This window comes from Achromobacter deleyi (genome assembly GCF_902859705.1).
Classification (GTDB): domain Bacteria; phylum Pseudomonadota; class Gammaproteobacteria; order Burkholderiales; family Burkholderiaceae_B; genus Achromobacter; species Achromobacter deleyi.
Genome location: NZ_CADIJO010000001.1, coordinates 527268 through 546795 on the forward strand (window position 1 = coordinate 527268; position 19528 = coordinate 546795).

The 19528-nt window shown below is 65.8% G+C and carries 16 protein-coding genes; 15 read left to right on the forward strand and 1 reads right to left on the reverse strand.

What is annotated here, in order from left to right:
• Nucleotides 1–27 precede the first annotated feature (27 nt).
• On the reverse strand, nt 28–1182 hold the full coding sequence (gene mltB, locus HV798_RS02275; protein ID WP_175195354.1) for a lytic murein transglycosylase B: 1155 nt from the start codon (nt 1180–1182) through the stop codon (nt 28–30).
• A gap of 10 nt (nt 1183–1192) precedes the next feature.
• On the opposite strand from mltB, the gene HV798_RS02280 reads away from it, so the two are divergent.
• The 15 genes from HV798_RS02280 to HV798_RS02350 all read left to right on the forward strand — a co-directional run bounded on the left by HV798_RS02280 (nt 1193) and on the right by HV798_RS02350 (nt 19452).
• Complete coding sequence (locus HV798_RS02280; RefSeq protein WP_175195352.1) at nt 1193–2116, forward strand: histone deacetylase family protein; 924 nt, start codon at nt 1193–1195, stop codon at nt 2114–2116.
• A gap of 73 nt (nt 2117–2189) precedes the next feature.
• The gene (locus HV798_RS02285; RefSeq protein ID WP_008164052.1) at nt 2190–2939 is read left to right on the forward strand and encodes an electron transfer flavoprotein subunit beta/FixA family protein; all 750 of its coding nucleotides are present in this window, start codon (nt 2190–2192) and stop codon (nt 2937–2939) included.
• A gap of 1 nt (nt 2940) precedes the next feature.
• Nucleotides 2941–3870 carry an electron transfer flavoprotein subunit alpha/FixB family protein gene (locus tag HV798_RS02290; RefSeq protein ID WP_175195350.1) on the forward strand — a complete coding sequence of 310 codons (930 nt, stop codon included), beginning with the start codon at nt 2941–2943 and terminating at the stop codon, nt 3868–3870.
• A gap of 194 nt (nt 3871–4064) precedes the next feature.
• A complete protein-coding gene (gene aspT, locus HV798_RS02295) occupies nt 4065–5756 on the forward strand; it encodes an aspartate-alanine antiporter (RefSeq protein ID WP_175195347.1) in 1692 nt (563 codons plus the stop codon).
• 100 nt (nt 5757–5856) lie between these two features.
• Complete coding sequence (locus HV798_RS02300; protein ID WP_175195345.1) at nt 5857–7677, forward strand: bifunctional aspartate transaminase/aspartate 4-decarboxylase; 1821 nt, start codon at nt 5857–5859, stop codon at nt 7675–7677.
• A 34-nt stretch (nt 7678–7711) separates the two neighbouring features.
• Complete coding sequence (gene aspT / locus HV798_RS02305) at nt 7712–9412, forward strand: aspartate-alanine antiporter (protein WP_175195343.1); 1701 nt, start codon at nt 7712–7714, stop codon at nt 9410–9412.
• A 211-nt stretch (nt 9413–9623) separates the two neighbouring features.
• Nucleotides 9624–11450: an acyl-CoA dehydrogenase gene (locus HV798_RS02310; protein ID WP_175195341.1), complete on the forward strand. Its 1827-nt coding sequence runs from the start codon at nt 9624–9626 to the stop codon at nt 11448–11450.
• A gap of 153 nt (nt 11451–11603) precedes the next feature.
• The gene (locus HV798_RS02315; RefSeq protein ID WP_025140182.1) at nt 11604–12245 is read left to right on the forward strand and encodes a peroxiredoxin; all 642 of its coding nucleotides are present in this window, start codon (nt 11604–11606) and stop codon (nt 12243–12245) included.
• A gap of 235 nt (nt 12246–12480) precedes the next feature.
• On the forward strand, nt 12481–13509 hold the full coding sequence (locus tag HV798_RS02320; protein WP_025140183.1) for a sulfate ABC transporter substrate-binding protein: 1029 nt from the start codon (nt 12481–12483) through the stop codon (nt 13507–13509).
• 24 nt (nt 13510–13533) lie between these two features.
• Nucleotides 13534–14424: a sulfate ABC transporter permease subunit CysT gene (gene cysT / locus HV798_RS02325; RefSeq protein ID WP_175195337.1), complete on the forward strand. Its 891-nt coding sequence runs from the start codon at nt 13534–13536 to the stop codon at nt 14422–14424.
• The gene (cysW, locus tag HV798_RS02330) at nt 14421–15320 is read left to right on the forward strand and encodes a sulfate ABC transporter permease subunit CysW (protein ID WP_175195334.1); all 900 of its coding nucleotides are present in this window, start codon (nt 14421–14423) and stop codon (nt 15318–15320) included. The genes cysT and cysW overlap by 4 nt, the downstream gene beginning before the upstream one ends.
• 25 nt (nt 15321–15345) lie before the next feature.
• Nucleotides 15346–16410 (forward strand): sulfate/molybdate ABC transporter ATP-binding protein, encoded by a 1065-nt coding sequence (locus HV798_RS02335; RefSeq protein WP_025140186.1) that lies wholly within the window; start codon nt 15346–15348, stop codon nt 16408–16410.
• Nucleotides 16407–17162, forward strand: coding sequence for a phosphoadenylyl-sulfate reductase (locus tag HV798_RS02340; protein WP_175195332.1), 756 nt, complete (start codon nt 16407–16409; stop codon nt 17160–17162). Before HV798_RS02335 ends, HV798_RS02340 begins: the two co-directional genes overlap by 4 nt.
• Before the next feature lie 40 nt (nt 17163–17202).
• On the forward strand, nt 17203–18111 hold the full coding sequence (gene cysD / locus HV798_RS02345; RefSeq protein ID WP_025140188.1) for a sulfate adenylyltransferase subunit CysD: 909 nt from the start codon (nt 17203–17205) through the stop codon (nt 18109–18111).
• 42 nt (nt 18112–18153) lie between these two features.
• The gene (locus HV798_RS02350; RefSeq protein ID WP_175195330.1) at nt 18154–19452 is read left to right on the forward strand and encodes a sulfate adenylyltransferase subunit 1; all 1299 of its coding nucleotides are present in this window, start codon (nt 18154–18156) and stop codon (nt 19450–19452) included.
• The last annotated feature ends 76 nt before the right edge of the window (nt 19453–19528 follow it).

The window sequence follows — 19528 nt, forward strand, 5'->3', positions numbered from 1 at the left end:
GGCCCGTTGTCTGTGCGGCGTGCGGGGTCAGCGGCCGACCCGGGCCTCGATTTCGCTGGCCAGATCGGCCACCGAGGTGGCGTAGAAATAGCTGCGGTTGTACTTGGTCAGCGCGAAGAAGTTGGGCGTGCCCACGCGGTATTGGGCGGTGCCGCGGGCTTCTTCGACCAGATCCACCACGCCCAGCGGCTGGTTGCCCCAGCCGGTGCTCGAGGCCCCGGGCTGCAGGCGTGCGCCCGCGGCGGTCAGGCTGGTCCAGCTTTGCTTGGGCTCCAGGCCGCCATCGACCAGCGCGGTGGGGTCTGCCGGCAGGGTCACCGGTGCGAACACCGGCAGGCCGCGTTGCCAGCCATGCTGCGCCAGGAAGCTGCCCACCGACATGATCGCGTCGCGGGTGTTGTTGGTCAGGTCGATATGGCCGCTGTCGTCGCCGTCCACCGCGTAGTGCTTGATGCTGGTGGGCATGAACTGCGGCATGCCGATGGCGCCCGCATACGAACCGCGAGTTTCGAGATCCAGCTTGCCGTTCATGACCAGCGTCAGAAAGTCGGCCAATTGGCCACGGAACATGGTGGCGCGTTCGGGCTTGGCCGGGTCCGGGTAGTCGAAGGCCAGGGTGGCCAGCGCGTCGAGCACGCGGAAGTTGCCCATGTTGCGGCCATACAGCGTTTCAACGCCGATGATCGACGCGATGATCGGGGCCGGCACGCCAAAGCGCTGCGCCGCCTGGTTGAGCTGGTCGCGGTGTTCGTTGTAGAACTCCACGCCCCAGCCGATGCGCTTGGGTTCCACAAACCGCGAACGGTAGGTCAGCCAGCTGCGCCAGATTTTCTTGCCCGGGGGCGACGGCGCGATCAGGCGCGCCACCGTGGCGTTGTAGCGCGCGCCTTCCAGCGCCGACACCATTGGCTTGAGCGGCAGGTTGCGTTCGGCCGCCAGCGATTCGACGAAGGCGCGCACCTCGGGCCGCAGGGCGCCCGAGGGCGTCAGGGTGGCCGGGCCGTCATCCGCCGTGTCGGAGCCGGGTGTCGGCGTGGTGGGTCCGATGCGGATGGGAGCGGTGCCGGTGGCCGCCGGCGTCAGGGCGGCGGTCGAATTCGGGGCGGTGGGAGCGGTGGTGGAGCATCCGGCCAGGAGGGCCGTCAGGGTTCCGAGTTGCAGTATTCGCCGACAGATGAACATAATCTTCCTTATGGAGACCATGTATCTTACCCACCCGGCATGCCGCTTGCATGAAATGGGCAGTTGGCATCCGGAGAGCCCGCAGAGGCTGGATGCCATTTCCGACCAATTGCTCGCCAGCGGCTTGATGCCTTATCTGGACGACCGGCAGGCGCCTCAGGCGTCCCGCCACGACCTGCTGCGCGTGCACACTGTCCAGTATCTGGACAGTTTGCGCGAACATACGCCGGACCACGGGTATTACCCGATAGATCCCGACACCCTCATGAACCCGCACACCTACGAGGCCGCGCTGCATGCGGCTGGCGCAGGGGTGGCGGCGGTCGACGCGGTGATGGGCGGCGAGGCCCGCACGGCCTTTTGTGCGGTGCGTCCGCCCGGGCACCACGCCTGCCGCTCGCAGGCCATGGGCTTCTGCTTCTTGAACAACGTGGCCATCGCGGCCCGCCATGCGCTGGATTTCCACGGCCTGTCGCGAGTGGCCATCGTCGATTTCGACGTGCACCACGGCAACGGCACCGAAGATGTCTTCGCGGGCGACGACCGCGTGCTGATGTGCAGCTTTTTCCAGCACCCGTTCTTTCCCAACAGCGGCACGGCCGACCCGGCCGCCAACATGCTGAACGTGCCGGTGGCCGCCTATACGACGGGCGCGGCCGTGCGCCCCATCGTCACCGATACCTGGCTGCCGCGCCTGGAAGCGCACCGCCCGGAACTCATCTTGATATCAGCCGGCTTCGATGCCCATCGCGAGGACGATATGGGGCAGATGGGGCTGGTGGAGGCCGACTATGCCTGGATCACCGAGCAGCTCGTGGACGTGGCCGAACGCCACTGCCAGGGCCGGATCGTCAGCACGCTCGAGGGCGGTTACAACCTGTCCGCCCTGGGCCGCAGCGTCGTGGCGCATATACGGGCGCTGGCGAAGCTGTAGAATCAGGAAAAAATTGTGCAATGCGATCCCGGCGCATACGCCGGGTAATTAATTTCCATTTGGAGGCAGCGGGATGAAGGTGTTGGTACCTGTCAAGCGCGTCGTTGACTACAACGTCAAGGTGCGCGTCAAGTCTGATCAGACTGGCGTGGATATCGCCAATGTGAAGATGTCCATGAACCCCTTTGACGAAATCGCCGTCGAAGAAGCCACCCGCCTGAAGGAAAAGGGCGCCGTGGCCGAAGTCGTGGCGGTTTCTTGCGGCGTTGCGCAATGCCAGGAAACCCTGCGCACCGCCATGGCAATCGGTGCCGACCGCGGCGTGCTGGTCCAGACCGACGCCGAGCTGCAGCCGCTGGCCGTGGCCAAGCTGCTCAAGGCCCTGGTCGACAAGGAACAACCGCAACTGGTGATCCTGGGCAAGCAAGCCATCGACGACGACGCCAACCAGACCGGCCAGATGCTGGCCGCGCTGCTGGACTGGCCGCAAGCCACGTTCGCCAGCAAGGTCGAACTGGCCGACGGCAAGGTCACGGTCACCCGTGAAGTCGACGGCGGCCTGGAAACCCTGACGCTCAAGCTGCCCGCCATCGTCACCACCGACTTGCGCCTGAACGAGCCGCGTTACGTCACGCTGCCCAACATCATGAAGGCCAAGAAGAAGCAGCTGGACACCGTCACGCCGCAAGACCTGGGCGTGGACCCCGCGCCGCGCCTGAAGACCTTGAAGGTCAGCGAGCCGCCCGCCCGCAAGGCCGGCATCAAGGTGGCCGATGTCGCGGCCCTGGTGGACAAACTCAAGAACGAAGCGAAGGTGGTCTGAGATGACGACGCTGGTTATTGCCGAACACGATAACGCCCAGCTCAAGGGCGCAACCCTGAACGCCGTCGCCGCCGCCGCCAAGATCGGAGGCGACGTCCACGTGCTGGTCGCCGGCGCCAACGCCCGCGCCGTGGCCGACCAGGCCGCGCAAGCGGCCGGCGTGGCCAAGGTGCTGCTGGCCGATGCCCCGCAACTGGCCGATGGCCTGGCCGAAAACGTCGCGGCCCAGGTGCTGGCCGTGGCCTCGAACTACAGCCACATCCTGTTCCCGGCTACCGCCTCGGGCAAGAACGTGGCCCCGCGCGTGGCCGCGAAGCTCGATGTCGCCCAGATCTCGGACATCATCGGCGTGGAATCCGCCGACACCTTCCAGCGTCCGATCTACGCCGGCAACGCCATTGCCACCGTGCAATCGGCCGACTCGGTCAAGGTCATCACCGTGCGTACCACCGGCTTTGACGCCGTGGCCGCGCAGGGTGGCTCGGCCGCCGTGGAAGACGTCGCCGCCGTGGCCGATTCGGGCCTGTCGAGCTTCGTCGGCCGCGAAGTCGCCAAGAGCGACCGTCCGGAACTGGCCGGCGCCCGCGTCGTCGTGTCCGGCGGCCGTGGCCTGGGCAGCGCCGAGAACTTCAAGATCCTGGATCCGCTGGCTGACAAGCTGGGCGCCGCGCTGGGCGCATCGCGCGCAGCCGTCGACGCGGGCTACGCCCCCAACGACTGGCAGGTCGGCCAGACCGGCAAGATTGTTGCGCCGCAGCTGTACGTGGCGGTGGGCATCTCGGGCGCCATCCAGCATCTGGCCGGCATGAAGGATTCGAAGGTCATCGTGGCCATCAACAAAGACCCCGAGGCGCCGATTTTCGGCGTGGCCGATTATGGCCTGGTGGGCGATTTGTTCCAGGTCGTTCCCGAACTGACCGGCGCGCTGTAAGCCTCGATATTCCAGTGGTACCCAAAACCCGCGGACATTATGTCCGCGGGTTTTTTCATGGCCGGCTGACAATCGAAACTATTTGATATCGACCCACTAAAACTTTTGATCTTTGGAAAGATTCTGATAATGTGTTCCGCGCGCAGCTAGATTCGCGCAAGTGCTTGGCCTATACATAACGAAGGAGATTCGGGATGGAATGGTTCTTTGACACTCTGCGAAAATATCCGGAGCTTGCAATCTTCCTCACCCTGGGTCTGGGGTACTGGATAGGGGCCAAGAAAATATTCGGATTCAACCTGGGGGCAGTGACCGGCACCTTGCTGGTCGGCGTGCTGGTCGGCCAGCTCGACATCACCATCGCCCCTATCGTCAAGCAAGTCTTTTTCCTGTTGTTCCTGTTCGGCCTGGGCTACGGCGTCGGACCGCAATTCTTCCGTGGCATGAAAAGCGATGGCCTGCCGCAGGTCATCTTCGCCGTCGTCATCTGCGTCATCTGCCTGCTGGTCACCTGGGCGACAGCCGTGGGCTTTGGCTTTGACGCGGGTACCGGTGCGGGCTTGCTGGCCGGCGCGCAGACGATTTCAGCCGTGATGGGCGTGGCGACCGACACGATCAACGGCCTGGGCATCGATGCGGCGACCAAGAAGAAATGGATCGACAGCATTCCGGTGGCCTATGCCGTCTGCTACATCTTCGGCACGGTCGGCAGCGCCTGGCTGCTGGCATCGCTGGGACCCAAGCTGATGCGGGTGGACATCGTCAAGGAGTGCAAGGAGTACGAGGCCAAGATGTCTGGCTCTTCCGATTCGATGGAACTGTCCGGCTACCGCAAGTTCACGGCCCGCGCCTACAAGCTCGAGCACCTGGAATACGTCGGCAAGACTGTCGGTGAATTGGAATCGCACTTCGTCGAGGCGCGCGTGTTCGTCGAACGCATCCGCCGCGGCGACCAGATCATCGACAACGATTCCACCACCGTGCTGCAGGCCGGCGATGTGCTGGGCGTGACCGGCCGGCACGATGCGCTGGTGCTGCAGGCGGCCGGCATCATCGGCACCGAAGTCGAGGACCGCGACCTGCTCAACCTGCCCGCCGAAATCATCGAGGTGGTGCTGACCAACAAGAACCTGGCCGGCAAGACCGTCAAGGAGATTTCCGAGCTGGAATCGGTGCGCCAGCTGGGCCGGGGCGTGTTCCTGCGCAAAGTGGTGCGCGGCGGCCACGAAATGCCGGTCAACTGGGGGCTGAAGCTGGACCGCGGCGATCACCTGTTCATCCTGGGCGCCAAGCGCGACGTGGAACGGGTGGTCGGCAAAGTGGGCTACGTGGACCGTCCCACCGAGCAGACCGACATGGTGTTCGTGGGCTTCGGCATCTTGCTGGGGGGCCTGTTCGGCACGCTGGTGCTGACCGTGAGCGGCATTCCCATCACCCTGTCGACCTCGGGCGGCTCGCTGATCGCCGGCCTGATCTTCGGCTACCTGCGGTCGGTGCATCCGACGTTCGGGCGGGTGCCAGAGCCCGTGCATTGGTTCCTGACATCCGTCGGCCTGACGGCCTTCGTGGCAGTGGTCGGCATCAGTTCCGGGCCGGGCTTCGTGCTGGGCTTCCAGCAATTGGGCGCCAAGCTGTTCATCGCCGGCATCATCGCCACCAGCATACCGATGATCCTGGGGGTGTATATCGCCCGCTACGTGTTCAAGTTCCACCCGGCCATCGTGCTGGGGGTCTGCGCCGGCGCCCGCACCACCACGGCGGCCATCGGGCAGATCACCGAGACCGCCAAGAGCCAGGTGCCCGCGCTGGGCTACACCGTGCCTTATGCCATCGGTAACACCTTGCTCATCATCTGGGGCATCGTCATCGTCATGTTGATGACCTAGCGGCAAATCCCCGCTCGCGCAGCGCGGGCGGGGCATCAAGCGGATACGGGGGAAATCCCCGGCAAGCGCCTGTCAAATCGCAAACCAGGAGTACTGAATAATGGCTTCCACCGCGCCTCTCACCGTCAGCCTGGCCTCGGCCCTGAAAACCACCCGTTCCCGCCAGCGCGACCTGGAGCAACTGTCGCCCTTCGAGCTGAAGGACTACCTGATCACCCTGGCCAAGGACAGCCAGCAGACCGCCGCGCTGACCATGCTGAACGCCGGCCGCGGCAACCCCAACTGGATCGCCACCGAACCGCGCGACGCGTTCTTCCTGCTGGGCCAGTTCGCCATGAAGGAAGCGCGCCGGGTGCGCGATGACGTGATCCTGGCGGGCATGCCGCCCAAGAAGGGCTGCGCCGACCGGCTGCGCAAGTTCCTGTCCAAGAACAAGGGCGCTGCCGGGGCGGACTTCCTGGCCGGGGTGCTGGAGTATGGCGTCAAGATCAAGAACTTCGTGCCGGACGAATGGATCCATGAGCTGACCGACAGCATCATCGGCGACAACTACCCCGTGCCGCCCCGGTCGCTGGTGCACCTGGAGCAGGTGGTGCACGACTACCTGATCAAGGAAATGTGCGACGGCCGTCCGCCCAAGGGCAAGTTCGACCTGTTCCCGGTCGAAGGCGGCACGGCGGCCATGTGCTACATCTTCGACTCGCTGATGCAGAACGGCCTGCTCAAGCAGGGCGACACCATCGCGCTGTTCCTGCCGACCTTCACCCCGTATATCGAAATCGCGCACCTGGAGCGCTTCCAGTTCAAGATCGTGGCCATCAATGCCAGCAGCGTGCGCGCCGACGGCACCCACGACTGGCACTATCCGGCCACCGAGATCGCCAAGCTGGAGAACCCGAAGATCAAGCTGGCGGTGACGGTGAACCCCAGCAATCCTCCGTCGGTAGCGTTCAGCCCGGTAGAGATGAAGCAGATCGTGGGCCTGATCCGCAAGAATCCGGACCTGGTGCTGGTGACCGACGACGTGTACGGCACCTTCGTGCCGAACTTCCGTTCGCTGATGGCCGAGGTGCCGCACAACACCATCTGCGTCTATTCGTTCTCGAAGAACTTCGGGTGCACGGGCTGGCGCCTGGGCGTGATCGCGACCCACGAAAAGAACACGATGGATCGCCGCATCGCTGAATTGCCCGCGTCGTGGAAGCAGCGCCTGAACAAGCGTTATGGTGCCATGACGATGGAGCCGGAAAAGCTCAAGTTCATTGACCGGATGGTGGCCGACAGCCGCAACGTGGCGCTGAACCACACCGCCGGCCTGTCGCTGCCGCAGCAGGTGCAGATGGGCTTTTTCGCCTTGTCGCACCTGCTGGACCTGAAGGATGCGTACAAGCACCTGACGATGCAGATCGTGCGGGCGCGCCGCGATGCGCTGTGGCGCGGCCTGGGGGCGCCGCTGCCGCCGGAAGATCCGATGCGCGGCTGGTACTACGTCGAGCTGGACTTCATGGTGTGGGCCAAGAACACCTACGGCGACGCCTTCTGCAAGTACATGACGACGAACTACGAACCGGTGGACTTCCTGTTCCGCCTGGCCGAGAAGTCGGGCGTGGTGCTGATGGACGGCGGCGGCTTCGGCGGCCCGCCTTGGTCCATCCGCATCTCGCTGGCCAACCTGGACGATGGCGACTATTCCAAGATCGGCAAGCACATGGTCGAGGCCGCCACGGAATACGTCGAAGCCTGGAAGGCCGGCCAGCTGGTGCGTTCGGGCCCGACCGCGGGCAAGGGCCAGACCGTCAAGGCATCGGCGGCCAAGCGCAAGGCCGGCGACAAGGGCGCCGCCAAGAAGGCCGTCAAAAAAGCGGTGAAGCAGGCCGCCAAGGCGGAACGTTCCGCCAAGAAGGCCACGGCGGGCAAGTAGCACCCAGCAGCAACCACCAGGGCGACATGACCTTATGACGTGCTCAGTCGGGTTTTTCAATAGCGTTCCCATCGCGGTGCTGTTCCTGACGGTGGGGTTGGGATACCTGATCGGCAAGCTCAAGGTCGGGCCGATTCAACTGGGCGGCGTGTGCGGCACGCTGATCGTCGCCCTGTTGATCGGCCAGACCGGCTGCCAGATGCGCGGCGACCTGAAAGAGGTCGCGTTCGCCCTGTTCATCTTCGCCATGGGCTATTCAGGCGGGCCGCAGTTCTTTGCCAACCTGAACCGTTCCAGCCTGCGCTACATCGTGCTGCCGGTGATCGAAGCCTTGCTGGTGCTGACCATCGTGCTGGCGGCCGTGCCGCTGTTCGGGCTGGACGCGGGCACCGCGGCCGGCCTGGCAGCCGGTGCGGCGACCGAATCGGCGGTGGTGGGTACCGCCGCCGAAGCGCTCAAGCACCTGGGCCTGCCCGATGCCGACGTGCAGCGCATGGAAGCCAACATCGCCACGGCCTACACGCTGACCTACCTGGTGGGACTGATCAGCATCGTCTTCTTCACCAGCCAGGTGGCGCCGGCCCTGCTGCGCATCAATCTGCGCGAGGCATCCAAGGCGCTGGAAGAAAAGCTGGGCGTGGCCTCGGGGGAAAGCGAAGACAGCAACCTGCCGACGCTGCCGCGCCTGGTGGGACGTTCGCACGTGGTCAAGGATGCGGACGGCAAGACGGTGGCCGAGGTCGAGGCGGCGCTGGGCGGGCGCACGGCCATCAGCCGCATCCTGCGCAATGGCGAGGCGGTCGACGCCGAACCCGGCGACACGCTGGCGACTGGCGACATCGTGGTGGTGCTGGGCCTGCGCCGTTTCGCGTTGCGGGCCGGCTCGGTGATCGGGCCGGAAATCCAGCTGCCCGAAGCCCACGCCGATGATCTGCAGTTGAGCGAGCTGGCGATCATCGTCAGCAAGAAGGCAGTCAACGGCCATACGGTGGGCGAACTGGCCCAGCGGCCGCGCGCCAAGCGGGCCCGCGGCGTGTTTCTGCAATCGATCCAGCGATCCGGGCACATGTTGCCGGTCACGCCCGCCACGGTGGTGCAGTACGGCGACCTGGTGACGCTGGTGGGCACCGAGCCGGAACTGTCCGAGGCCGGGGCGGCGCTGGGCAACGAACTGCGCCGCAGCGGCGTCACCGACCTGGTGTTCCTGGCGTTCGGCATCCTGGCCGGGTTGCTGATAGGCAGCCTGAGCGCGCGCCTGTGGGGCATTCCGGTTTCTCTGGGCAGCGGTGGCGGCGCCCTGGTCAGCGGCCTGGTGTGCGGCTGGATCAACGCCAAGCGGCCCGCGCTGGGCCATATGCCCGACCACGCGGTGCAGTTGCTCAAGGACCTGGGGCTGGCGGTGTTCGTGGCCTGCGTCGGGCTGTCGGCCGGGCCCGAAGCGGTGTCGCTGATCCGCGAGCATGGCGCCGTGCTGCCCTTGATCGGGCTGCTGGTGTCCCTGGGGCCGGCCTGCCTGTCGCTGTGGGTCGGCCACAAGCTGCTCAAGATAGAAGGGCCGCTGCTGGTGGGGGCCATCGCCGGCCAGCACGTCAGCACGCCGGCCATCAGCGCGATTCTGGGGGCGAGCGGCAGCGCCGTGCCGCTGCTGGGCTATACCGTCACCTACGCCATCGCCAACGTGCTGCTGCCGGTGCTGGGGCCGATCATCGTGTCGCTGGCGTATCACCTGAGCTGAGTAGACCGCGCAGTGCGGTGCCGGTGATGCGGCGCGGTTGTCGCGGCGACTTTGCGAGCGGCGCGCCCGCAAACCGCGGTTGAGGGTTTAAGATCGGTTAGGGAAACCACCGAGACCGTCCATCGACCCGCGCCACGCGTGTCACCGAAGGCGGCGCCCCCCCGCATACCGCCGCGTCCGCCGTCACGGACGACAGGCTCATGGAGACACGATGCCCTACCTTACCCCTCTGCAGGATTTCCGCTTTGCGCTGAAAGAACTGGCTGGCCTGGACGACGTCCTGAAATTGCCCGGCTTCGAAGAGGTGACGCCCGACCTGGTGGACGCCATCCTGGAAGAAAATGGCCGCTTCGTCGAGCAGGCGATTGCGCCGCTGAACGTGCCGGGCGACACCCGGCCGCCCGTCTGGAACGATGGGCACGTGACGGCCACGCCGGGCTACGCGCAGGGTTTCAAGGACTATGCCGCCGGGGGCTGGCAGGGCCTGCAGCATCCGCAGGCCTGGGGCGGGCAAGGGCTGCCCAAGCTGGTCGCCGCCGCGCCTGGCGAAAACATCCAGGCGGCCAGCCTGGCATTCTCGTTGTGTCCGATGCTGACCGACGGCGTGATCGAGGCCATCCTGACGGTGGGGTCCGACGAGCAACGAAAAAAGTTCGTCCCCAATTTGATCGGCGGCAAGTGGACGGGCACCATGAACCTGACCGAGCCGCAGGCCGGTTCGGACCTGGCGCAGGTGGCCACGCGCGCCGTGCGCCAGGAAGACGGCAGCTTCCGGTTGTCCGGCCAGAAGATCTTCATCACTTACGGCGAGCACGACCTGGCCGAGAACATCATCCACCTGGTGCTGGCGCGCACGCCGGACGCCCCGCCTGGGGTGAAGGGCATTTCGCTGTTCATCGTGCCCAAGTTCCTGGTCGGCGCCGACGGCAGCCTGGGTGCGCGCAACGACGTCTGGTGCGCGTCGCTGGAGCACAAGCTGGGCATCCACGGCAGCCCCACCGCGGTGCTGCTGTACGGCTCGGGCAAGGGGGAAGCCGGCGAGGGCGCGGTGGGCTACCTGGTGGGCGAGCTGAACCGCGGGCTGGAATACATGTTCATCATGATGAACGCCGCCCGCTATTCGGTGGGGCAGCAGGGCATCGGCGTGTCCGAACGCGCCTACCAGCACGCGCTGGCCTATGCACGCGAGCGGGTGCAGGGGCGGGCAGTGGAAGGCTCGGCCGCGCCGGTCGCTATCGCGCGCCATCCGGACGTGCAGCGCATGCTGCTGACCATGAAGGCGCTGACCGAGGCGGCGCGGGCCGTGTCTTATGTGACGGCGGCGGCGCACGACAAGGGCACGCACCATCCCGATCCCGAGCAGCGCGCCCGCAACCGGGCGTTCTACGAATACATGGTGCCCATCGTGAAGGGCTTTTCGACCGAGTCCGCCGTCGAGGTGGCGTCGCTGGGCATCCAGGTGCACGGCGGCATGGGCTACATCGAAGAGACCGGCGCGGCGCAGTATTACCGCGATGCCCGCATCCTGCCCATCTATGAAGGCACCACCGCGATCCAGGCCAACGACCTGGTCAGCCGCAAGACGCAACGCGACGCGGGCGCCACGGCCTACGCCGCCATCGCTGCCATGCGCGAAACGCTGCGGGCGGTCGAGGCCGAATCCTCGCGCGCTTCGGGCGCCGAGCGCGATGGCCTGCGCTTGCTGCGCGACAACCTGGACAGCGCGATCCAGGCCTATGAGGCCGGGGTGGAATTCATACTTGAGCAATCGGCCGCGAACATCCGCGCGGTCTATTCCAGCAGCGTGCCTTACCTGATGCTGGCCGGCGTGGTGCATGGCGGCTGGCAGATGGCGCGCGCGGTGCTGGCATGCCGCCGGCGTCTGGCCGGGGGCTCGACCGATCCGTTCCACCGCGAGAAGCTGGCCACCGGATTGTTCTATGCGGCGCACATCCTGCCGCGCGCCTTGGCGCTGTCCGCCGCGGTGCGCGCCGGGGTGGTCGCGGACGCGTGCGGGGCCGCTGCGAATATTGCATAAGGTTATATGCCTTGCGTATTTCCCCCGCAACAGGTTTGATGGAAGAATCGATTTCCGGGGCGGCCCTTGCCGCCACTGAAACGATTACCCGGTGGGTCCCGGGCCTGGAGACCCGCCGGTTCCGCAAACCTGAATGCGCACGCAGGAGACACCATGAGTCATCTACGCCTGGGCGATACCGCCCCCGATTTCGAACAGGAATCCTCGGCCGGCCCGATCCGCTTCCATGAGTATCTGGGCAATAGCTGGGGTGTCCTTTTCTCGCATCCGGCCGACTTCACGCCGGTCTGCACGACCGAGCTGGGCTACACCGCCAAGCTGGCCGATGAATTCGCCAAGCGCAACGTGAAAGTACTGGCCCTGTCCGTGGACGGCGCCGATTCGCACAGCAAGTGGATCGAAGACATCAACGACACGCAGTCCACCAAGGTCAATTTCCCGATCCTGGCCGACAAGGACCGCAAGGTGTCCGAGCTGTACGACATGATCCACCCGAACGCCAACGCCACCCTGACGGTGCGCTCGGTGTTCATCATCGACCCGAACAAGAAGGTTCGCCTGACCATCACGTACCCGGCCAGCACCGGCCGCAACTTCAACGAGATCCTGCGCGTCATCGATTCGCTGCAGCTGACCGACAGCCACAGCGTGGCCACGCCGGTCAACTGGGAAGACGGCGACGACGTGATCATCGTTCCGTCCCTGCAGGACGAAGCCGTGATCAAGCAGAAATTCCCCAAGGGCTACAAGGCCGTGCGCCCGTACCTGCGCATTACGCCGCAACCGAATAAGTAAATAAGAAAATCGTGCGCAAGGCGGCCCGCGCCGCCTTGCCCGATTTCGGCGGGCAAGGCCCGTAGCGCCGCGTTTTCCCCTGGGAAAGCGCGGCTTTTTTGCATTTTGGGGGCGCCGCGCACCGCTGCGCTATATGCCTGGGAGCGATGAGCAATCAAAGAATGATTCGTTCCGTTCAGAACAGGCCCCCGGCAAACTTGCTTCCACATTGCCAAACACGGGAAGGGAGCAAGGAATGTCTTTCAGGAAAGCGGGTTGGTTGGCCGCCTTGGCCGCAGTGACGGTGTCCTTTGCCGCGATCGCGCCGGCCCAGGCGCAGCAGAAGCAGACCCTGTTGAACGTGTCCTACGATCCGACGCGCGAGCTGTACCGCGCCATCGATGACGCCTTCATCAAGCAATACAAGGAAAAGGCCAACGTCGATCTGACGATTCGCCAGTCGCACGGCGGTTCGGGCCGCCAGGCGCGCTCGGTCATCGACGGGCTGGAAGCCGACGTGGTGACGCTGGCGCTGGCCTACGACATCGACGCCATCGCCGATCGCGGCCTGGTGCCCGAGAACTGGCAGGCGCGCCTGCCGCAGAACAGCTCGCCGTACACCTCGACCATCGTGTTCCTGGTGCGCAAGGGCAACCCCAAGCAGATCAAGGACTGGGACGACCTCATCAAGGACGGCGTGCAGGTGATCACGCCCAACCCGAAGACCTCGGGCGGCGCGCGCTGGAATTACCTGGCGGCCTGGGCCTACGCGCTGGAAAAGAACGGCGGCAGCGAAGAGAAGGCGCGCGCCTACGTCGGCGATCTGCTCAAGCATGTGCCGGTGCTGGATACCGGTGCCCGTGGTGCCACCACCACCTTCGTCGAGCGCGGCGTGGGCGACGTGCTGCTGGCCTGGGAAAACGAGGCCTTCCTGGCGCTCGAGGAACTGGGTCCGGACAAGTTCGATATCGTGGTGCCGTCGCTGTCCATCCTGGCCGAGCCGCCCGTGGCCATCGTCGACAAGATCGTCGACAAGAAGGGCACCCGCGCCGCGGCGCAAGCCTATCTTGAATTCCTGTACACGCCCGCCGCGCAGGAAATCATCGCCAAGAACTACTACCGCCCGATCGACAAGACCGTGGCCGCCAAGTACGAAAGCAAATTCCCGAAGGTCAAGCTGGTGACGATCGACGACAAGATCTTCGGCGGCTGGCGCAAGGCGCAGAAGGATCACTTCAGCGACGGCGGCACGTTTGACCAGATCTACCAGCCGCAGAAGAAATAAGCGGACAACCAGCGGACGACGGCCATGACTTCAGCCTCGATTCCGGCGGCAAAGGGCGCGCAGGCGCCTTTTGCCGTTCGGCGCAACAGCCCGGGCGTGCTGCCCGGTTTCGGCATTTCCATGGGCTACGCGGTGCTGTACCTGAGCGTGCTCGTGCTGATCCCCCTGGCGGCCTTGCCGATCAAGAGCGCCTCGCTCGGTTGGCAGGGTTTCTGGGACGCCGTGACGGCGCCGCGCGTGGTGGCGTCGTACCAGCTGACCTTCGGCGCATCGCTGCTGGCGGCGCTGGTGAACCTGGTGTTCGGCACCATCGTGGCCTGGGTGCTGGTGCGTTATCGCTTTCCCGGCAAGAAGATCCTGGACGCCCTGGTCGACCTGCCGTTCGCTTTGCCCACGGCGGTGGCCGGCATCGCGCTGACGGCGCTGTATTCCGAAAAAGGCTGGCTGGGCGCGCCGCTGGCCGAGTGGTTCGGTCTGAAAGTGGCGTTCACGCCGCTGGGTATCGTGATTGCGCTGATCTTCATCGGCGTGCCGTTCGTGGTGCGCACGGTGCAGCCGGTGCTGGAAGACGTCGAACGCGAGATCGAGGAAGCCGCGGCCAGCCTGGGCGCCGACCGCTGGCAGACCATCCGCCGCGTGCTGCTGCCCACGATCCTGCCCGCGCTGATGACCGGGTTCGCGCTGGCATTCGCGCGCGCAGTGGGGGAATACGGGTCGGTGGTTTTCATCGCCGGCAACATGCCGATGGTGTCCGAGATCACGCCGCTTCTGATCATCGCCAAGCTGGAGCAGTTCGACTATGCCGGCGCTGCGGCGATCGCGACCGTGATGCTGGCGTTGTCCTTCGTGCTGCTGCTGGTCATCAATCTGCTGCAGGGCTGGCAAGCCCGTCGCGGCTTGGGGAGACAGGCATGAGCGCTGTAGACCGTCCGGCCCACCTGACCGAGCCGCGCTGGGTGCGCGGCGTGCTGCTGTTTCTGGCGCTGGGCTTTCTGACGCTGTTTCTGCTGGTGCCGCTGGCCGCCGTGTTCATCGAGGCGTTCCGCAAGGGCTGGCAGCTGTATCTGGATGCCATCGTCGAACCCGATGCCTGGTCGGCCATCAAGCTGACGCTGCTGGTGGCGGCCATTGCGCTGCCGGTGAACCTGGTGTTCGGCGTGGCCGCGGCCTGGGCCATCACCAAATTCCAGTTCCGCGGCAAGCAGTTCCTGATCACCCTGATCGACTTGCCGTTTTCGGTGTCGCCAGTGGTGGCGGGGCTGGTGTTCGTGCTGCTGTTCGGTACCCAAGGCTGGTTCGGCGGCTGGCTGCAGGACAACGACATCAAGATCGTCTACGCCGTGCCCGGCATCATCCTGGCCACGCTGTTCGTGACCTTTCCGTTCGTCGCGCGCGAGCTGATTCCGCTGATGCAGGCGCAGGGCAGCGAAGAAGAGCAGGCCGCGCTGACGCTGGGCGCCAGCGGCTGGCAGATCTTCTGGCGGGTGACGCTGCCCAATATCAAGTGGGGCCTGCTGTACGGCGCGATTCTCTGCAATGCGCGCGCGATGGGCGAGTTTGGCGCGGTGTCGGTCGTGTCCGGCCAGATCCGCGGCCTGACCAACACCATGACCCTGCACGTCGAGATTCTCTACAACGAATATCAGTACTCGGCGGCGTTCGCGGTGGCCTCGCTGTTGGCGCTCCTGGCGCTGGTGACGCTGGTGGCCAAGAACGTGGTCGAGTGGCGCAACGCGCGCTATCTGCGGGCGGCGGAACTGCCGGTCGAATATCCCGGGCCCGTGACGGCCATCAAGCCGGCCGCCGCCTGATGCGGCCGGCCAGACGGAGACAAGCATGAGCATCGAAGTTCGCAACCTATCCAAGCGTTTCGGCCAGTTCCGGGCGCTGAACGACGTATCCCTGCACATCGAGACGGGCGAGCTGGTGGCGCTGCTGGGGCCATCGGGCTGTGGCAAGACCACGTTGCTGCGCATCATCGCGGGGCTGGAAGCGGCCGACAGCGGCAGCGTGCTGTTCGCCGGTGAAGACGCGACGTCCGTGGACGTGCGCCAGCGCCAGGTGGGATTTGTGTTCCAGCATTACGCGCTGTTCAAGCACATGACCGTGTTCGAGAACGTGGCCTTCGGACTGCGGGTCAAGCACCGTTCGCAGCGGCCGTCGGAAGACCAGATCCAGCGCAAGGTGCATGACCTGCTGGGGCTGGTGCAGCTGGATTGGCTGGCGGACCGCTATCCGGCCCAGCTGTCGGGCGGCCAGCGTCAGCGCATTGCCCTGGCGCGCGCCTTGGCGGTCGAACCGCGCGTGCTGCTGCTGGACGAGCCGTTCGGCGCGCTGGACGCCAAGGTGCGCAAGGAACTGCGCCGCTGGCTGCGCCGCCTGCACGACGAGCTGAACGTAGCCAGTGTGTTCGTCACGCATGACCAGGAAGAGGCGCTGGAAGTGGCCGACCGGGTGGTGCTGATGAACGCCGGCAAGATCGAACAGGTGGGCACGCCGCGCGAAGTCTGGGAAGGCCCGGCCACGCCGTTCGTCTACGGCTTCCTGGGCGACGTGAACCAGTTGCAGGGCGTGGCCAGCCGCGGCGTCTGGGAAGGCGCCGGCCTGTCGCTGCCGGCGCCTGAACTGGCGCAGGCCGAAAACCAGCGCGCCACAGCCTACGTGCGGCCGCACGAGTTCGATATCGAACGCTATCGCGCGGGCGGCGACGGCATCCCGGTGCGCCTGGCGCACGCCTACCTGGCCGGCCCCAGCGCCTACCTGGAACTGACTCGCCAGGATTCCGACGCCATCCTTGAAGCCGAAGTGCCCGAGCACCTGTACCGGGAACTGGGGCTGCAGGACGGTGAAACCCTGCTGGCGCGTCCGCGCCGGGCGCGCATTTTCGCGGTGCAATCATGACGACAACTGAACTGTCCCCGCAGGCCGCACTGGATGCCGATCCGGCGCTGGCCGCCCGCTGGGCTGACCTGATCACCAGGCTGGCGGACATCCGCCAGCGCTATCCCGACGCCGCGCTGGCCTCGTCGCTGGCGGCCGAGGACATGGTGCTGACGCACGCCATCTATGACGCCGGGCTGGACCTGGAGGTCTTCACGCTGGACACCGGCCGCCTGCATGCGGAAACGCTGGGCGTGCTGGACGCCGTGCGCGAGCGCTACGGCCGTGACATCACCGTGTACCGGCCGGTCGCCGAGGCGGTCGAGCGTCACGTGGCCGAACACGGCGCCTTTGCGTTCTATGAAAGCGTGGACCTGCGCAAGACCTGTTGCCAGATCCGCAAGGTCGAACCGCTCAAGCGTGCGCTGGCCGGGCGGGGCGCCTGGATCACAGGCCAGCGGCGAGCGCAGTCGGCCACGCGCGGCGAATTGCACCTGGAAGAAGACGACAAGACCTTCGGCCTCTACAAATTCAACCCGCTGGCCGACTGGAGCGAGGCGGACGTCTGGGGCGCGATTCGCGCCTTGGGCATTCCGTACAACCCGCTGCACGACCAGGGCTACCCGTCCATCGGTTGCGAGCCCTGTACCCGCGCGATCCGTCCAGGCGAAGACCTGAGGGCGGGGCGGTGGTGGTGGGAATCGTCCGATTCCAAGGAATGCGGCCTGCACGCTGGCAACCGCGTCATCAGCGTCGTGCCGGCGCGCACGTGACGCCCGCCGCTCATCAGAAATCTGTTTTAGGGGAATACCTATGTCCGCAGTGATCCAACGCAGCCACCTGGACTGGCTGGAATCGGAAGCCATATTCATCATGCGCGAGGTGGCCGCGGAAAGCGAAAAGCCCGTGCTGCTGTTCTCGGGCGGCAAGGACTCGGTGGTGCTGCTGCGCCTGGCCGAGAAGGCATTCCGCCCCGGGCGCTTTCCGTTTCCGCTGATGCACATCGACACGGGCCACAACTTCGACGAGGTCATCGCCTTTCGCGATGCCCGCGCCGCCGAGCTGGGCGAGACGTTGATCGTGCGCAGCGTGGAAGACTCGATCAAGCGGGGCAGCGTGGTGCTGCGCCGCGAGACCGATTCACGCAATGCGGCCCAGGCCGTGACGCTGCTGGAGGCCATCGAGGAATTCGGCTTTGACGCCTGCATCGGCGGCGCCCGCCGCGACGAGGAAAAGGCGCGCGCCAAGGAACGCATCTTTTCGTTCCGCGACGAGTTCGGCCAATGGGATCCCAAGGCCCAGCGCCCGGAACTGTGGAACCTGTTCAACACGCGGGTGCACCGCGGCGAGAACATGCGGGTGTTCCCGATCTCGAACTGGACCGAGCTGGACGTCTGGCAGTACATCCAGCGCGAGCAGCTGGCCCTGCCGCCGATCTATTTCAGCCACGAGCGCGAGGTGGTCCGGCGCAAGGGGCTGCTGGTGCCGGTCACGCGCCTGACGCCGCCGCAGGACGGCGAGACGGTCGAGCGCCTGCCGGTGCGGTTTCGCACGGTGGGCGATATTTCCTGCACCTGCCCGGTGGCGTCCGACGCCGCCGACACCGCCGCCATCATCGCCGAGACGGCCGTGACCGACATCACCGAGCGCGGCGCCACGCGCATGGACGACCAGACTTCCGAGGCCTCGATGGAGCGCCGCAAGAAAGAGGGCTATTTCTGATTGCACGAGCGGCCGGCGCAGCGCCGGCCACAGGGGACGCACATGAATGCAGTAAACGATTCTTTTCTTTCGGGCGCCGGCACGGGCGTGCTGCGCCTGATCACGGCCGGTTCGGTCGACGATGGCAAATCGACGCTGATCGGCCGCCTGCTGTATGACAGCAAGGGCGTGTTTGCCGACCAGCTGGATGCGATCTCGCGCGCCAAGTACAAGCGCGTGGCCGAAGGCGGTATCGACTTCTCGCTGCTGACCGACGGCCTGGAGGCCGAGCGCGAGCAGGGCATCACGATCGACGTGGCCTACCGCTACTTTTCGACACCGGCGCGCAAGTTCATCATCGCCGACGCGCCGGGCCACGAGCAGTACACGCGCAACATGGTGACCGGCGCGTCCACTGCGGACGTGGCCGTGATCCTGATCGACGCTACCCGCGCTGCCGACGGCAAGCTGCTGCCGCAGACCAAGCGCCACAGCACCATCGCCCGGCTGCTCGGCATCCGCCACATCGTGGTGGCGGTCAACAAGATGGACCTGGTGGACTGGGACCGCGCGGTGTTCGAACGCATCCGCGACGCCTATGCCGACCTGGCGGGCAAGCTGGGCATCGCGCACTTCGACGCGCTGCCGCTGTCGGCGCTGAACGGCGACAACGTGGTGACGCTGTCGGACAAGACACCCTGGTACACGGGGCAGCCGCTGCTGACGCTGCTGGAATCGCTGGACCTGTCCGGCGATGGCCGCAGCGGACCGCTGCGCTTTCCGGTGCAATGGGTGGCGCGTCACGACGGTGATCGCAAGGAAGACTTCCGCGGCTATGCCGGCCGCATCGCCAGCGGCGTGCTGCGCCCGGGTGACGAGGTCACGGTGCAGCCGTCGGGCGTGTCGGCGCGCGTGCGCGAAGTGCGCGTGTTCGACCGCGTGCTGGATGAAGCGGTGGCGGGCGATTCGGTCACGCTGGTGCTGGATCGCGATGTCGATGTGTCGCGCGGCGACGTGATCGTGCATTCAGAGGCGCAAGCGCAAGTCGCGCGCGAGTTCGAAGCCGAGCTGTGCTGGCTCGACGCGCAACCGCTGAACCCGGCGCGCAAGTACTTGCTCAAGCACGGCACGCGACTGACGTCGGCGAAGATCCGCGCGGTGCTGTCGCATCGCGATATCCACGAACTGCAGGAAGTGCAGAACACGGAAGGCACGCTGCGCATGAACGACATCGGCCGCGTCACGTTCACCACGCGCGAAGCGTTGGCGGTCGATCGGTACGACGATGTCGCGGCCACGGGCGCCTTCATTTTGATCGACGAGGCCACGCATCAGACGGCGGCGGCGGGCATGCTTCGGTAAACCGCAAGCAGGCCGCGAAACAACACCCCTGTAGCCCCGAAAAAGGGGTGTTGTTTTTATTCCAAACCCAATGCTG

What these genes read in the sequence shown, in the direction of transcription:
- mltB (WP_175195354.1), bottom strand. Translation starts at nt 1,182, where the DNA reads ATGTTCATCTGTCGGCGAATACTGCAACTCGGAACCCTGACGGCCCTC.
- HV798_RS02280 (WP_175195352.1), top strand. Translation starts at nt 1,193, where the DNA reads ATGGAGACCATGTATCTTACCCACCCGGCATGCCGCTTGCATGAAATG.
- HV798_RS02285 (WP_008164052.1), top strand. Translation starts at nt 2,190, where the DNA reads ATGAAGGTGTTGGTACCTGTCAAGCGCGTCGTTGACTACAACGTCAAG.
- HV798_RS02290 (WP_175195350.1), top strand. Translation starts at nt 2,941, where the DNA reads ATGACGACGCTGGTTATTGCCGAACACGATAACGCCCAGCTCAAGGGC.
- aspT (WP_175195347.1), top strand. Translation starts at nt 4,065, where the DNA reads ATGGAATGGTTCTTTGACACTCTGCGAAAATATCCGGAGCTTGCAATC.
- HV798_RS02300 (WP_175195345.1), top strand. Translation starts at nt 5,857, where the DNA reads ATGGCTTCCACCGCGCCTCTCACCGTCAGCCTGGCCTCGGCCCTGAAA.
- aspT (WP_175195343.1), top strand. Translation starts at nt 7,712, where the DNA reads ATGACGTGCTCAGTCGGGTTTTTCAATAGCGTTCCCATCGCGGTGCTG.
- HV798_RS02310 (WP_175195341.1), top strand. Translation starts at nt 9,624, where the DNA reads ATGCCCTACCTTACCCCTCTGCAGGATTTCCGCTTTGCGCTGAAAGAA.
- HV798_RS02315 (WP_025140182.1), top strand. Translation starts at nt 11,604, where the DNA reads ATGAGTCATCTACGCCTGGGCGATACCGCCCCCGATTTCGAACAGGAA.
- HV798_RS02320 (WP_025140183.1), top strand. Translation starts at nt 12,481, where the DNA reads ATGTCTTTCAGGAAAGCGGGTTGGTTGGCCGCCTTGGCCGCAGTGACG.
- cysT (WP_175195337.1), top strand. Translation starts at nt 13,534, where the DNA reads ATGACTTCAGCCTCGATTCCGGCGGCAAAGGGCGCGCAGGCGCCTTTT.
- cysW (WP_175195334.1), top strand. Translation starts at nt 14,421, where the DNA reads ATGAGCGCTGTAGACCGTCCGGCCCACCTGACCGAGCCGCGCTGGGTG.
- HV798_RS02335 (WP_025140186.1), top strand. Translation starts at nt 15,346, where the DNA reads ATGAGCATCGAAGTTCGCAACCTATCCAAGCGTTTCGGCCAGTTCCGG.
- HV798_RS02340 (WP_175195332.1), top strand. Translation starts at nt 16,407, where the DNA reads ATGACGACAACTGAACTGTCCCCGCAGGCCGCACTGGATGCCGATCCG.
- cysD (WP_025140188.1), top strand. Translation starts at nt 17,203, where the DNA reads ATGTCCGCAGTGATCCAACGCAGCCACCTGGACTGGCTGGAATCGGAA.
- HV798_RS02350 (WP_175195330.1), top strand. Translation starts at nt 18,154, where the DNA reads ATGAATGCAGTAAACGATTCTTTTCTTTCGGGCGCCGGCACGGGCGTG.